This is a genomic window from Pseudomonas sp. BS-2016 (assembly GCF_001806145.1).
Lineage (GTDB): Bacteria > Pseudomonadota > Gammaproteobacteria > Pseudomonadales > Pseudomonadaceae > Aquipseudomonas > Aquipseudomonas lundensis.
Genome location: NZ_MLCT01000024.1, coordinates 79,608 through 94,893, shown reverse-complemented (window position 1 = coordinate 94,893; position 15,286 = coordinate 79,608). Strand labels below are relative to the sequence as shown.

The window sequence follows — 15,286 nt, the reverse complement described above, 5'->3', positions numbered from 1 at the left end:
TTCACGAAACACACTAAACACCCATTCAGCGTTTTTCGGGGCAGGTCTCGGCGCTAGGATCTGTTCCCGTTTCAAGGCAAGCCGCGTCGCGGCTGCCATAAAACGCAGACAGCCCCAGGCTTGCCGCCTGATTTTCACTTCGCTTGAGACCGTTCATGACCGCTGCTACAACCTTGCATTACATCTACGACCCCCTGTGCGGATGGTGCTACGGCGCCAAGCCGTTGATTGACGCTGCCCGCGAGATTGTGCCGGTGGTCGCCCACAGCGGCGGCATGATGGCTGGCAGTCATCGCCGCCCGGTGTCCGCACAGTTGCGTGACTATGTAATGCCCCATGACAAACGCATTGCCGAGTACACCGGGCAGGCGTTTGGCGACGCGTATTTCGAAGGTTTGTTGCGTGACACCCGCGCGGTCTTCGACTCGGCGCCGCCGACCACTGCGATTTTGGCCGCCGAGCAATTGGCCGGGCGCGGCCTTGAACTGCTGGGGCGTTTGCAGACGGCCCACTATGTAGAAGGGCGCCGGATTGCAGACGAAGACGTACTGATGGCCGTGGCGGCGGAAATGGGCCTGGAAGTGGACGCGTTTCTAACGGCCTATGACGCGTGCAATGGCGAAGTGACGCACGCGCACTTCAAGGCCAGTCGCCGGTTATTGGCCGATGTCGGCGGGCAGGGTTTCCCGACCCTGGTGCTAGAGCGGGCGGGGCAGTATCACGTCGTGGATGTGAGCCCCTGGCTGGGCAAGCCGCAGGCCTTTGCCCACTGGCTGCGACAACAAGACGCTACAGGCGCCAAAGACCCCTCCAACCCTGCGCCAGCCTGCGGCCTGAACGGGTGTGCAGAGCCCTGAACGCGTTGAGCCCCATTGATCGCGCGACATTCGAAGGCCGTAGAAGTTTCATCAAATTGACACCCGGATGTAACGACGGCTAGGATTCCTGCCAACGCCTGTGGCTATAAGCCATACACCAACTCTTCGAAAGGCCTGCATTGCGTCTTCGTGCGGGCCTTTTTGTTTTTGTGAAGCAACCACCACTCAATGTTTCAGCTTGAAACCCACAGCGCGCCTTTATCCAGCAATAAGGAAAATAATATGTTGAACAAACGGATAGGTCTTCTCGCGTTGGGCGTACTCAGTGCTACCCAGGCCATGGCTAACGATCAAGCTGACGCAAAAGGTTTTGTAGAAGACAGCCATCTGAATGTGCTGGCGCGTAACGCCTACATCAGCCGTGACTACAAAAACGGTGTAGACCGCAAAGCCGAGTGGGGCCAAGGCTTCCTGGGCACGTTCACCTCCGGCTTCACCCAGGGCACCGTGGGTGTGGGTGTGGACGCTTTCGGCATTTACGCCCTTCGTCTGGGCAGCGAGGGTAACCTCAGCGGCGCGGGCGGTATCGACTTCTTCAAGGTGGGCGATAGCGGCAAAGCGGCCAAAGACATCGCCAAAGCGGGCGCTGCGGTGAAATTCCGTGTGTCCAACACCGTGCTCAAGTACGGCGACCAAATGCCTGCTCTGCCGGTGCTGATGTACGACAACTCGCGACTGATGCCAGAAAGCTTCACCGGCACCTTGCTGACGTCCAAAGAAATCGACGGTCTGGAAATCAACGTCGGTCGCTTCACTGCCGAGTCGCGTAAAAGCGCTGATGCCCGTGACAGCGGCGACCTGAAAAGCATCAACGTGTTCGGTGGCAGCTACAAGTTCACCGACAACTTCTCCGCCTCGTTGTACGCCTCCGACATGGAAGACGTGCTGCGCAAGCAATACCTGGGCATGACGTACGTGCTGCCGCTGCAAGACAAACAGTCGCTGACATTTGACTTCAACGGCTACCGCACGCACGTCAACTCCGATTACGCGCGCGATGTGCTGGAAGTCGACGGTCAGGACAACAAAATCTGGAGCCTGGCGACCACCTACGCATTTGGCGCTCACTCGTTGATCCTGGCGTACCAGCAAAGCACCGGTGAAATCGGCTACCCGTACGGCGGCTACCGCAATGCGGGCGGCGTGGGCGACGGCGGCAACACCATCTTGCTGGCCAACTCCTACTGGTCCGACTTCAACGCCAAGGACGAACGTTCGTGGCAAGCGGGTTATGGCTTCGACTTCGGCGCCGTGGGCATACCGGGTCTGACCTACAACATCGCTTACGTTCGCGGCAGCAACATCGATGACGGTTCCGACCGTGGCCGTGGCACCGAGCGCGAAATTTACAACCAGGCCAAGTACGTTGTACAAAGCGGCCCGGTCAAAGACCTGAGCGTGCGTGTACGCGGTTCGTGGTTGCGCGTGTCGAACAACGCCGACAAGTACAACAAAGAAGGTAACGAGCTGCGCGTCTTCGTTGATTACCCGATCAACGTGTTCTGATGCCGTCGGCCTGACCAACAGGCGCAACAGCTGAACGAAAAACGCCCCGAGCCGGATCACCGGTCGGGGCGTTTTGCTGTTCAGGGCTGGCAGGTAATCGGTTGATCGCGCCACCGGCGCCAGGCCTGTTCCAGGCCACTGCCGTGGCGGGCGCCAGGTACGACAACCGCTTGCAGGCAGCGCGCAGTGCCCAAGGCGTCACGGTAACGGGCGAGCAATTGCGGCGGCACGATGCGGTCATCGCTGCCCACAAAATGCCGCTGCACGATCTGCGTCAAGCGCTGGCGCCTGTCCAGGGGGTCCAGCGATCCGGTCAGCGGGCTGAGCTGTTGCAGCGCCACCCACTGACGCGGGCTGAGATTGCCGGCCAGGGTCTGCACTTGCGCAACATCCTCGCGCTGGCTGGCCAGCAGCAATGCCAGCGCGGCGCCGCCTGAATAGCCCACCAACTCAAACGCCTGATTGCCCAGCCGTGCCTTGATCTGATCCAGCGCCTGATCGAGGCTCGACAGCACCTCGGGGCTGAAACGGCGGTCCGTCCACATCACCGGCGTGCAGGCGCGGGCGCTGACAAACTGACACGGCCGGGCCAGATACACACTCGGCACGGGATCGCTGAACGCAAGGCGAGCCATCATCAGGTCGTGAGGGCTGGGGTCCAGGCTGGGCTGACGTGACGTTGCCCAGGCATGGCCGTCACCTTCCAGGTACACGCGAATGCGCGACGAAACGGGGGCTGACGAAGGCAAGGCCACCATCAGCGGGAAATGTGGGGTGTGGATAACTTCAAGCCGTTGCTGATGGCGTGAAGCCTGTTCCTGCAACGTCTGAAGTGGCGTCTGACAACCGCCGAGCAGGGCGCTGATACACAGCGCCATGCCCCACGGCCAGACACCGACCCGCGAGCGCGGGTTGGGGCCTGAAGGCTTCATCAGAAGTCGTAACGCACTTTGGCCGAGAACGTATCGGCGTCGAAACCTGATTTGCCGACATAGTCGTAATTCAGGCCCAGCGTCACGGCACCCAGACGGTAATCGGCACCGATACCGGCTTCGTAGCTGTTACGCACAGCGCCAGCGCCGCTGGTGACGAACGGCGTGTTGCCGAGGGTGAAGGTCGACGTGCTGCTGGCTTCGTCAGCGGCAAAATCGTGGAACGCCATCAACTTGGCCTGTGGCGTGAGGGTGCCCTGACCCAGCGGATAGCTGGCCGCGACCCGGAACCCTGCGCCCAGCTCGGCCACTTCGTAGCGCTGATCCTTGACCTTCAAGGCAGCCGACGAACCTTTTTCGCGGTAGCCATCGATGTCCACCAGGCTGTAGCGCGCAGCGATGCGTGGCTCGATCAGCAGGTCGGGCGTGATGTGGTAGGTGTAACCGCCCACCAGGTTCACGCCGAACAGGTTGCTGTCGTAGTCGGCCTTGGCTTTGGTGTTACCGATGTTGCGCTGGCTGTCGTTGTCGTTCATGCCGTACGTCAGCGCAGCGTCAACGAAGTAATTGCCTTGCTCAAAACCGCCGTACAGCGTGAAAGCGTGGCTGTCGACTTCAGTCTTGCTGCCTGCCTTGCCATTCACATCGGTGTTCAGGTAGCTGTACGCCAGACCCAGCGTCAGTTGATCGTTGAGCTTGCCGTCCGCACCGACCGCGATCCCGCGGCTGTACGCATTAAACCCGGCCACGCCATCGCGCATGTCCTGGTTGGCATCGCTGTACAGGGTTTGCACCCAAACGCCGGTTTCCTTGAGCGTGTCACCTGAAGACAGGCCGCGTCCGCCGCCGGTACGGTTGCCCGTCACGTTGCTGATCAGGGTCTGGCTGGTGGTCGCCGCTTGGGTTGCGCCGCCGTTCACGTCAGGCGCCAGTTGTTCCGCCAGTTTTTTCAGCGCTTCAGGGTTATTGGACGCGTTGACATAGTGCTGGAACAGCGGGTCTTGCGGGCTCAGCATGGCCAATTGGCGAGTGACTTCGGTGAACGCGGCGCCCGCTTGTTGCGCATTGTGCGAGCCGCCGATGTCAGCGATGACATTGCCCACTTCCGCCGCGCCTTTGGCAGTGACCTTGCTCACAATCTGGTTGTTCTCGACCACGTAGCTGTCGACATTCAGCAGCGACGAACTGCTGGTGACGGTCAACCCGTTGTCTTGCAGGTCATTGGCTTGCACCAGCGTGTAGGTGGTGCCATCGGTGCGGAAATCATTGCCTTTGGCGGCCAGCTGGATCTGCGAACCTTTGCCGAATTCAGCCGTACCACTGACCGCCAGTACTGGGCGGCGGGCATCGGTGGCAGCGCTCAGGTTCAGCCCCAGCGACGAATTGCCAGCAACGTACAGGTTGCCGTCCAGCGTGGTGTGAGGCAGGCCGAGGTCCAGGTGCGCGGGCGACGACGCGCTGCCGACATCCACCCAGCCATTATTTTTCATGCGGATGTTGGCGCCGTCAGCCGTGGTGTCGGTGCCCGTGAACGCAGCGTTGCCGGTCACTTCGATCATGCTCAGATCGATCAGGTTGCCGGTGGTCTTGCTGCCGTCAGCCAGTGTCAGGTACACGCGGCCATCGCTTTCCGACGCATCTACCGCTTCGTCCTGGGACAAGAGGGTGCCGTTGTTGACAACCTTCAGCGCGCCGCCCTGATTGATGCCATCGATATCAAAACCGCCGATCACAATGGCGGCGTCTTGGGTCTGAATCAGGCCGTTGTTAACGATGTGCGCTTGCTCGCTGGCGAAGCTGACGCCGTCGGCGCGAATGCCTTCGGCATCTTCGCCCATGGCAATGATGGTGCCGTTGTTCTCGATCCCGCGTACATCGGCGCGGTCGTTGACATTACTCACGCCGTTCCAGCGCTCGGAGCTGGTCACATCAACGGCGGTGCTGCCGACACCGGTCACTTGAATCAGGCCGTTGTTGATGAATCGGCCGTCCAGCTGGCCGCCTTCCATCTGAAAGGCTTTGGCATCGGTGCCTTCAGCAATGATCTTGCCCGAGGCGGTGTTTTTGAAATCACCGTTGATATGCGTCGAGCCAGAAATATACGCAGCCCGTGAGACGTCACGGTCGTCCTCGCCCACATCCGGTTCGCCTTTAGCGCTCAACAACCCTTCGTTGATGACATCACCGCCCACCACGGCCGGATCAATCAACCACGCGGTTGCGCCATTGCCTTGGGAGCTGACACTGCCTTTATTGATCAGGTTGCCGCCAACCGTGTTGTTAGCCCACATCACGTCGCCGTTCGACGGGTTGGGGTTGTACCAACTGTCCATGTCGATACCGCCACCCGAGCTATTGCTTGAAGTAATCGTGGCGTTGAAAACCAGGTCTTTGGCGAAGTCCGAACCCAGGATATGAAGCGCGTCCACACCCTCTTGGGCGTGATTCATCGACCCGGTGATTTCGACGTTTTCGCTGAACTGCTGGCGTTCGAGGGTCAGGCCGGCATCGGTCAGTTGCAGCGTTTGCGCATGAACAGGCAGGGCACAGGTCGTGATGGCGAGAGCAAGTAGGCTTTTACGGAATAGAACAGGGGACACAAATTCTTCCTTAAACATCGGCTGATAATCCAGGCGCTTCCATGCATGTGCTTTTTAAAGCGAATGATGGCCAAGCGCCACACACAAAAGCGCGGCGATCTTAAAGGAGATGATGGCTAATTAACACTGTTGAATGATGGCAATCATTCACTACGGGACATGACGGGCAGGGCGCTGCGAATCCGCAAGCGGGCTGATTGCAGGCAACAGGGAATGCCTCGGGTCGCTAGGCAGGGAAGGCCGTACGATGGGGTTTTTTCAGCACACACAAAAAAGGCCCACCTTGCAGTGAGCCTCTTTCGGTGTTTCGTATGGTGGCACCAGGAGTCAAAAAGTATTATAAGTATATGATTTATAATGACTTATTTTAAAATTAGTTTTCGCCTATCTCTAAAACTATCCTTTGGCGCTCGCCCGACCTTTAGCAGACCCTAGAAAAGTCCAATTCAGACCGATTACCACGATGCATGGTAGCGCCCCGTGCTTGCATAATAGAACGGCAAGCTTCTAAAACTATGGAAAGCGATAGCAGATGACCCAAGCTGCGCTAAGCATAGGACGGCTTTCGACTGTGCAGACGCTGCCTCACCACCTCGGGTTGGCGGTTCTGACCAACTTGGATAGACGGGCACCGTGACGCATCATTCATATAGCTCGAAGGACAGAAAAATGGCACTAGATGAGTGGGTGGTTGCGGAAGGCGGCAAGCGTGCGGGGGGGCAGGGCTATGTACAAAAGGTGCAGCACGTCCTAACCGGTCGTGTCGGTGCGATGAAGCGCCTGCACGGCGATTCCGCCCGACAGACCGAACGCCGCTATCGCTTTCTTACTGAGGTCGGTGGACTTCGAGCCATGGCGGGACCCGGTGTCCCTCAGGTCTTCGAGTCGAACGAAGGCGTTTGGGAAGACAAAAATGCTGAGCTCTATGTCGTTATGGAGTTCATCGACGGCCCGACGATGTCCGATTTTGTCCAAGCAGCGCCACCGACGCTCGACGAAGCACTGGCATGCGCTATCCGCATCTTGTCGATCCTGGCGTCGGCTCACAAGCTCTCACTGAACCACCGAGACCTCAAGCCGGACAACGTAATGTTGCGAAACAGCCAATGGGAAGACCCAGTCCTAGTGGACCTCGGGATTGCCTGGAACGGATCAGCCGCAGAAAGCGGATTCAGTACCCCCATAGACCGAGAGTTGGGGAACCGCTTCCTCCGCCTTCCAGAGTTTGCCCCGGGTGGTGAGCATAAAGATCCTCGCTCTGACCTCGCCATGGCAGGCGGCCTTTTGTTTTTCATGCTGTTCGGTCGCGCTCCACGCGTTTTGCAGGACTATGAGGGGCGGCATCCACACGAGAGGAACCTGCCCCCAATTCGCCCCAGGGTGTCAGAAGATAGGCGCTGGCCTCGACTGACCCACTTGCTTCGAATCGCGTTCCAGCACCGCCTAGATCACCGATTTAGAGATGCCCATGAATTCGCCGCTCGGCTCGCAGAATTAAATGAGGAAAGTCCGATGGAGCCTGACGACCTAGAAAACGAGATTGCCCGTTTTAGAGAGCTGACCGAATCATCGCTTGCTCGCGAGCGAGCTGAGGTCGCGCCTGGCATGGCAAAGGCAAACATGGAGTTGTGTCAAACGCTCGATCAAACTTGGCGATCCGTAGGCCTGCAGTGGGGAGGCCAGAATCCGGTATTCACGAACGCCGGCGCTGCGAATGAATTTTATTGTCTGATCTCTCAACAGAATCATTCGGAACCATACGTCTTGTTCCGACATAGAATTAAGTTCCGGGACGGCCGAATCTTGGCCAGTTGGGATATTGACCATGGAACTCCGGTGGTGTCGTTCGAGGGGCCGGCAGCAGACTGCGATGCTATGCGTGAGGCGCTGATGCTGAAGGCACGTAACATTGGCGGCCTCGTAATACGCGAACTCAATGCCAAGCTAACACCTGCCGCTGATTTGAGTCCGTTCTTGCAATAGCGGTCTCCCATCGGGAACGCGGTCAAGCCTAGGAGTGACGCTCCTCGGCCGCCGCTGACAGGAGAGCTAACGCTACCTGTCGTTTTGCGTAACCATCAAGAGGTATTACGTGAGGACTCCATCCTCAGTCCGTCCCTTGTCTCTGGGAGTCCAAATTGAGGTGCAGCAGATTAAGTGCTGCACGGCGGAGCTCGAATAATTCCTGCACTTTTCCACCCCAAAGTTTGGCGTTCGCGTCCAAAGATGTTTGGAAAAAATCCAACCACTCTTCGGCTTTGGTCATTATCAAAGGATGCCCTTTAAGCTTCGTACCTAATTTCTCTTCAATTAAGTGACTCATGGTGAATCGCTTTCCTGCCGGCGTTTTCATCGCTTCGACGCAGTCAGCCAATACTTCAGTTAAATTTATTTCCTTCCTTGAAGAGGCGTCGATCAGCCCCTCGACTATGTCGATGGTAATAAACAATATGTTTTCAAACGGCATAGGAATTGCACCAAACTTTTTTCGTGTGCGGGCTTCTAACTCGGGATCTACATATTCGACAATATCTGCCGCTGAGGCAAACCAAAAATCCTCATGAGTTATTACAACAGCAAAAAATTCGGCTTCCTTAAAATCTTTTATCTTGCGGAGTCTATGAACACTTTCCTGACACTGCTCGACACCCTTGATAAAACTACCCTTCAAATGGTCGCGAAGAAGTTCAGGATTGAACACTGAGGAAACTATGTCTCCCGGTTCAATTGCCTTCGATTCAAAGAGCACATTTACTTCACCAGGGATCAGATAGTCAGCCATCTTGCCGGCCGCTATCGACTCCGCTCTACACAGGCTGTTTAATTGATCCTCATTGAGGAACTCAACTTTAGAATAATTCAGAAGGTCACGAATATAGTGTTCCATTTCGAAACCAAAGTAATTCTTGAATCCACTCCGTTCCGGACCCCAGTCTTTGATCGCCTTCAGCAAATCGGGTATCAGCATGGATACAGATCGGGAGAACAATTTAGGATGGAGTATGTATAATTCCTCGCCATTCAATAAAAGTGGCTTCTTTCTTAGCGGAGTTGTTTGAAAATACTCACTCTGCTGGTAGAGTTCTCCTGGCACAGTATGCCCGATGAAGAACGTGGGCAAACCTTCTGGCCGGACAGTCAAAAGCGAAAGATATTTAACAATTGCCGGAGCCGGTATTGACGGCCCAATTTTCGCGATCATGTCAAAAAAATTAATGCCAACAACACCCTTGGCATTCGACGCCACTCCAATAATTAGATATAGACTAAGTAGGTAAAACTGCTCTAGAGTGAAATCATACACTTCTTGGAATTTAGTATTGTAAATTGAGCCTGGCTTTACATACCACAACATCTGCCTTGTTAGCGCTTTAACATCGAAAATAACGGAGCCTTGATACCAGGCTTGCTGAAGCACCATCGGTCGCATCATTAGTTGAATCGCACCAGCTTCTAATGGGCAAGCTAGATGCTGAAGTCGATATATTGAGTTAGCAACGCGGCCGAAATCCCTGCTGCTCATTTCCTTATTACCTTTTGCACTTTCCTGCATCGACATTTTTAGCATGAAAAGGACAATCCATGGCATGCCCATTGCCGAGATTTTTTGGTTCTTGCTGTTATGTAAATGTTCGATTACCCGCGCTATAACACTACCAGGCCTATAAGCAGACAGGCGCTTACGGATTTCACCAATTCGATCGTGATACTCGACTTCGTACATTTTTTTCCTTCCCTGCTTCGTTGACTGCTCGTTGTCCTACCTGTCGGCATCTGGTGATGCAAAGCGGACTCTAGCCCAAACAACCCCATTTTCCATCCCTAATCTACAACCGAGGAAGACGTCCCCATGAACCGTGTTTAGTAATTACCCCTGTGCCATGATTACGTGCGCCACTGGGGACTGCTGGAAGCTGTCCGCGAGATGATTCAGAACGCACTGGCAGCAAGTCCCCGATCAAGTGGTCCATTGCTGGACACATCCTGACCGTGACTAGCCGTAGCACCGTGCTGCCGTCCAGTACCCGGGTGCTGGACAAGGCCGATGACAAGCCCAGCTTCGGCGAAGCCTTCAAGCTGACTCTGCTCGTATTAGCGAGCCTCGGCTAAGAAACCAAACTGTACAATGGTGGTTTACACACCGAAGTGACCACTCTGACCATTATCAGCTGATTTCAGACTGTGAGCATAAAATGTGAGCCAAGCCCATCAACTAAAAATATAATGAACACCTTGCATGCGGTATATGCGTCAGCTTGATTCATTTGCTCTTTAATGGTGTTGTATGCCTGCGCTGGCCATCCAAGTCCGACCATTTCGGCAATTTTGTGCCGACCGCGATCAGCTATTGCTCTAGCCTCTTCTAAATACGCAGTCACTGTATATGTCATTAGAAAACTACGCGATTGAAAGTCCACGTTTTTTCTAACCGTTGGGCGAGCAGCCGGACTGTCAGCACGTAGTAATACCGCGTAGCCTCACTGCGTTCGCTCAAGCGATGTTCGAGAAACCACGCCACATGCTTCCTTTGCCAAGTCCACGGGTTTTCTCGCTGCCAGCGCTCTGCGATTTCAACCTGAATGATTTTCGCCTGGCGCAAATGACGTTGCCGCGTTGCGTGCGAACCGATCAGCACGCCATCCAAGAACAGTTCCATATCGAATGACTGACTCATGTTCGTCCCCCAATGTAGGCAGCGACCACATCGATCCGACCGTGCCCCAGCTCATAGCCGATTTGCCTCCGGGCCTCACGATCAAGGCGCTGATTTAGCTGGCCACATTCACCGCCGTTGATAGGTGCGCGATGTTGGGTGATTTGCTCGTAGCGCTCACATGCGTACGCCGCTCGTAGTTCGTGGAAGCCGTTGAGATTGTGCGCATGAATGGTGTCGCGCGCAGGACGGACGATTTCCTGGAGAACGCTCAAGTAGCTTTCGTTCGGAGCAATCAGGTTGCGGCTACCAGCAGGCGACACTAGCCTCGCAAATTCAAGCGCGCCACGAATATGGTCGTCCACCGCAATCCAACGAGGTGCTGATGCACCGGCGCGGCCGCCTTTGGTGCCGTCCTGAATGTTGATCCTGGCTAAGTCTTTGGCTTCAAGGCTTAGCCGTGGCAGGTCAGCCAAGATGGCCTCACGCAAGCGCATGCCGGTGGACCGCGCCAACAGAATGATCGCTGCTGACCGTAGCTGATGATGCTTGCAAAGTTCATCGACAATCGGCTTAACCTGTTCGCGGTCTTGGCCCTGCGGAACCGAGTGGCGAACTCCGCTGCGTTGCATACCCAACGCCTTGCTCGGACTTGGCAATTTCACATACTGATCACCGCGAAGCGCTGCCATGGTCCTGTTAACGCTGGATAGCCGGTTTTGTGCAGTGCTGATGGCTAGGTCGCCGTGCTCAACCAGCCCGCGAAGGTATGCGGCATAGTCCGAAAGCACCTCACTATCAATCTGCCGCGCATCGTTAACCCTTGGCCCCGCTTCAGACCGACACCACTTTACGAATGCTAACCACCGATCACTGTGCGCCTTAACCGTACCGTAGTGACCGCCGCCGAACATATCTTTCAGCGCCTGCGGCCCTGCGTAGCTCAATTGCCTACCGTAACCAAAATTGCGCCCATCGCGCCTACCCACTAATGCCATGCCGGTTACCTCATCTGCTATTCGCGTTCCGCGCCCCACGTCATCCCGCCAAGAATGTTGAGTGTTATCAGGGATCAAGGCCCCTGCGGCCTGTGGGGATGTCCACTAACGCGGGACTTACGGCTCCTTACGACCGGGAGCATGGGCATCTCATGATCTGGCCTCCTGAGCACCGATACCGGTGGGCGGGTGGAGGCTGCATTGGCTGACGAAACCAGCGCCGCGAGATCCTGAGTCGGGTGAAGGCAGCGTTGCGATGACAGGGGCATGCCTGGCTGTCAGCCAGGTGCAGTCCAATCCATGGTCTGCGGCACCATCATCTACATCGCTGTTGCTGGTGACTTCGGTGTTTGTCACGCCGATTGTCACGAGGAGGATTGCGGCAAAGCCACGTTCTATATGGGCTGCAGCAGTAGTTTGAGCGCCCGTCTCTTTCCGGAGAAAGAGACGGGCAAAGGGTTGGCGCACACGAAATGGCCAAGCGGGTAGGTTGCTGCGGGGCAGAAGGGTAGGGTGGTTGCCGCAGTGGCAACGATGTTGAGTAGGCATCCATCACATGGGTAGTGACCGTAAGAGCTACCGGACGCGAATCGTACTTGGGATGAACCGCCTCACGAAGGGCGTGACCTTTCAGGTTTTCTGGTCACATTTTGCTGCCTCGGCAGCACTTGCAAATTCTGGTTTACGCCTGTGGACAAAAGTCGTCAAGCGGCCTGATTTCAGATAATTAGCGCCTGTGGATAAAACTATCCACCGGTGGACAATGTTGGTTTTCCACAGACGCTCAGCTGTGCCAGCCGTTTTTCTCTAAGGTTCGGTCCTTTTAAACGGGGCGGCTTTGCAGCCCCGTTTAAAAGGACCCGCGCGGAGGAGCTTCATGCGTTGCGGCGAGTAACTTCAAAGCGAATTTGTAGCGGTGGGGCGGCGGGCTACTCGGCCCACCTGGCACTGCGAATGCGCGTGACGTTCTCACCCGCCTGCTTGGCAAACTCATACGGCGTCACATAGTGCTCGCGGTTCGCCTCCAGAAAACCGGCCCCACCAAGTCATGATCATTCGGCGCTCCTCAAGGAATTCGGCCTTGTGGATATACGCGGCGCGCAGATTGTTGCGCTCCTTGTGGCTCATCTGCCGCTCAATGGCCGTCTCTGACCACAACCCGAACTCGATCAGCGCGCTACACGCCATGGCACGAAAGCCGTGGCCGCAGATGTCCACCTTGGAGTCGTAGCCCATCGTCCTCAAAGCAGCGTTCACCGTGTTCTCGGACATTGGTTTCCACGGCTTGGGGTCTTCGGCAAACACCAGGTCGAATTTGCCGGTGATTGAGTGGACCTGTTCCAGCAAGGCCACCGCTTGCGGCGATAAGGGTACAAGGTGAAGGTCAAGCTTCGCGCATGATGCTTCTCACGTAGTTCTTGATCCTGAACGCCACATCTATGCGCCGCGCCTTGTCATAGCTCCCAGTGGCATGGCGGTATAGCACCCATAGCCCTGCATACGCTCTAGGGCTGAGGCCGTTGGCATGGAATTCAGGCAAAAAAAAGCCCTCATTAAGAGGGCCTTTTTCAGAGAGCTGCTAGCTCTTGGACCAGCTTGGGCATGAATCCTACGCGTACAGGTTGATCCGCTAGGCCAAGAAGGGGATAGATCTCTCCGCCAATACCAGGTTTCACTTCGCCCGATTCGGTACGCTCGGCATCTGTAGCGAAAACCACAAACTCGAACTTGTCCGCGATGAAGCGTGGGAATTCTTTTCTCAACGACTCTTCGGACTTGCTGTGCATGACCGGGGAAACGATAAAGATCTTTTGAGGCTGGATATCTTCAATCAGCTCCAAAAGATTTGTCCGTACTACACAGCTGCCAGAAATGATCGACTTAGCAATGATGAGCACCTGAGTGCTCTCGTAGCCAGGTTCCAAGAACTTGTGTACGACCGGAGCGATGCTGCTACCACCTGGAATTTGATAGTGATTGTTCCAGAAAACAGCGGCTTTGGTTTTGTGTTCCCGCTTGAGGGAGTCATAAATGCCTCGGCCCAAGAAATCTGCATCTTCCGCAGTAGCCGCAACTAGGCAGCTTTCGGACAGAGAAATCTTGTCACTCAGCAATTTCCCCAAGAGGGAGCCGAGCTTAAACATCTCGCCAGAGTAGCTCTCCGGGTTGTTCACAAACGACAGCAGGTTTCTGAGGCCTGCTTTGGCCTCTTCCGCAGCAAAGGCACTGTAGCTTCTAGTAACAATGCTCATTGTTGGTCTCCCCCTGTGGGCTGTCGATCAGCAAGCATTCCCGCTTCCACTGTCATCAGCAGCATGAGGACCTCCCCAGGGCTGCGCAGTTCGGAGAGCTTCGATGGCTCTGGAGCGGCTGCGTTGACTGCGACCTTCACTTCCATGCCATTGTAGCTGATTTTAAAAGCGGTGCATTCTACCGCTACCGATCCCATTTGGAAACGGTCAAGTAGCTCAGTGAGCCATTTCGGTGGCGTGTTCGGAGCATCATTCGCTGCCACCATCTGGTCTACCTCTGGTGGGTGGAACCCGCCGAAAATATCGGGTCGAGATGACGCTTTAGCCTTCGTTAGGACATCTAGAACGGTGCGGCCGTTCCGATTGTCCGCATGCCATTGGCCGAGAACGAGACGATAGGCCTCATCCATCCGAGACAACCTTGCAGACGCGCACAGTGCTGTGAGTGCATCCCGAAGCGGGCCGTGCTCCATCACGAGCTCAGTGGAGCTGTGCTCATACGGGAAATACTCAGAGTGGCAAAAACGGCGCATTCCAACAGGAATTTTTGCATCATTGGCCGCTGCTTTGGCTTCTGAGCTGACCACCAAGATCTGCTCATGGCTAGCCGCTTTGTGGTGGTCAGCATCGATGATTGCCTGCATATCGAATCGGTTCTGCATTTCTGCATCCCAGTTCGCAGCTGTCCCATCGGAATTCTTGGCTTGATAGTTCACCTTATGGCCGGTCGTCACTTCCCGAACACATAGGTCATCCACGAATGCGGCTTCCTGGCAACTGATGCGATAGTGCGCACACTCAGCTGGGGTCTTGGTTGCCCCGATACGGCAGACTGTGTGGACCGCATAAGCGCCTTCGAAATCAGCGCCTTTCTTATTGTTCTCACCGCCTTGGCCGATGTGCCCCAACGTTTTGGCTTTCTTCTGACCGAAGCGGGACTCTACAAAGGCTTCTACGTCCGTGTTAGACATCATGTTCATCAGCGGGCTCACAAGGCGGCAAGTGTGACTGTCTGGCCAGAGCATACATCACTTCGGAGAAATAACAGAGGGTAGCGCCAGATGGGGATTACGCATCTGGCGCTGGGCCTGTGAACCCCGGCGCTCCCTCAAATTCAGGCGAATGTGTGGCCATGTGCTACCGTTTGTGGTCTCTATCCATGTTGCTTACAGGGGGTCACATGTTCACTGATATCAAGCCGGGTCCGAAGCCAAAGCGCGAAGATGGAAAAGACGACCGCAGACGGCATGTAAACCCGCCTAACGACAAGAAGCACCCGACTCTGCCGATTCACAAGCACCAGCCTGGCGATTGATTGTTGTAGGTTGTTCAGCCCTCATTCATCAAGCATGCCGGAGGGCTTCTGTTAAAAGTGCGAACGAGCCAAAAAACAGATAGCGGAACACTCACGCCGCAGCATTCTCACGGGTCTTCAAGAGCCTCAGCAGCGTGCTCCGAGAGGCGCC

Annotated in this window: 10 protein-coding genes and 1 pseudogene; 3 read left to right on the top strand and 8 right to left on the bottom strand. The window is 55.8% G+C overall.

Going from position 1 to position 15,286, the window contains the following annotated elements:
• Positions 1 to 155: 155 nt before the first annotated feature.
• Together BKD70_RS14170 and BKD70_RS14165 are read left to right on the top strand one after the other, a co-directional pair.
• Entirely contained in the window at positions 156 to 857 is a 702-nt protein-coding gene (locus BKD70_RS14170; RefSeq protein ID WP_047272863.1) for a DsbA family protein, read from the top strand.
• A 243-nt stretch (positions 858 to 1,100) separates the two neighbouring features.
• Positions 1,101 to 2,384, top strand: coding sequence for an OprD family porin (locus BKD70_RS14165; protein WP_047272864.1), 1,284 nt, complete (start codon positions 1,101 to 1,103; stop codon positions 2,382 to 2,384).
• Positions 2,385 to 2,464: 80 nt separating this feature from the next.
• Here the strand turns inward: BKD70_RS14165 and BKD70_RS14160 are convergent, their stop codons facing one another.
• Both BKD70_RS14160 and BKD70_RS14155 read right to left on the bottom strand, forming a co-directional pair.
• On the bottom strand, positions 2,465 to 3,316 hold the full coding sequence (locus BKD70_RS14160; protein WP_070415370.1) for an alpha/beta hydrolase: 852 nt from the start codon (positions 3,314 to 3,316) through the stop codon (positions 2,465 to 2,467).
• A complete protein-coding gene (locus BKD70_RS14155; protein WP_052892130.1) occupies positions 3,316 to 5,916 on the bottom strand; it encodes an autotransporter outer membrane beta-barrel domain-containing protein in 2,601 nt (866 codons plus the stop codon). Before BKD70_RS14155 ends, BKD70_RS14160 begins: the two co-directional genes overlap by 1 nt.
• 669 nt (positions 5,917 to 6,585) lie before the next feature.
• Here BKD70_RS14155 and BKD70_RS14150 point away from each other — a divergent pair.
• Positions 6,586 to 7,899 (top strand): hypothetical protein, encoded by a 1,314-nt coding sequence (locus BKD70_RS14150; RefSeq protein WP_047272866.1) that lies wholly within the window; start codon positions 6,586 to 6,588, stop codon positions 7,897 to 7,899.
• 124 nt (positions 7,900 to 8,023) lie between these two features.
• On the opposite strand, the gene BKD70_RS14145 is transcribed toward BKD70_RS14150, so the two are convergent.
• The 6 genes and pseudogenes from BKD70_RS14145 to BKD70_RS14115 form a co-directional block, all read right to left on the bottom strand.
• Positions 8,024 to 9,640 (bottom strand): hypothetical protein, encoded by a 1,617-nt coding sequence (locus tag BKD70_RS14145; protein ID WP_047272867.1) that lies wholly within the window; start codon positions 9,638 to 9,640, stop codon positions 8,024 to 8,026.
• A gap of 666 nt (positions 9,641 to 10,306) precedes the next feature.
• Positions 10,307 to 10,591: a hypothetical protein gene (locus BKD70_RS14140; protein WP_047272868.1), complete on the bottom strand. Its 285-nt coding sequence runs from the start codon at positions 10,589 to 10,591 to the stop codon at positions 10,307 to 10,309.
• A complete protein-coding gene (locus BKD70_RS14135) occupies positions 10,588 to 11,568 on the bottom strand; it encodes an integrase domain-containing protein (protein ID WP_047272869.1) in 981 nt (326 codons plus the stop codon). The genes BKD70_RS14140 and BKD70_RS14135 overlap by 4 nt, the downstream gene beginning before the upstream one ends.
• A gap of 929 nt (positions 11,569 to 12,497) precedes the next feature.
• A pseudogene (locus BKD70_RS14125) lies at positions 12,498 to 12,954 on the bottom strand (tyrosine-type recombinase/integrase); the annotation flags it as partial.
• Positions 12,955 to 13,136: 182 nt separating this feature from the next.
• Positions 13,137 to 13,820, bottom strand: a complete 684-nt coding sequence (locus BKD70_RS14120) for a hypothetical protein (RefSeq protein WP_047272871.1) — start codon at positions 13,818 to 13,820, stop codon at positions 13,137 to 13,139.
• The gene (locus BKD70_RS14115; protein ID WP_047272872.1) at positions 13,817 to 14,800 is read right to left on the bottom strand and encodes a hypothetical protein; all 984 of its coding nucleotides are present in this window, start codon (positions 14,798 to 14,800) and stop codon (positions 13,817 to 13,819) included. The genes BKD70_RS14120 and BKD70_RS14115 overlap by 4 nt, the downstream gene beginning before the upstream one ends.
• Between the last annotated feature and the right edge of the window lie 486 nt (positions 14,801 to 15,286).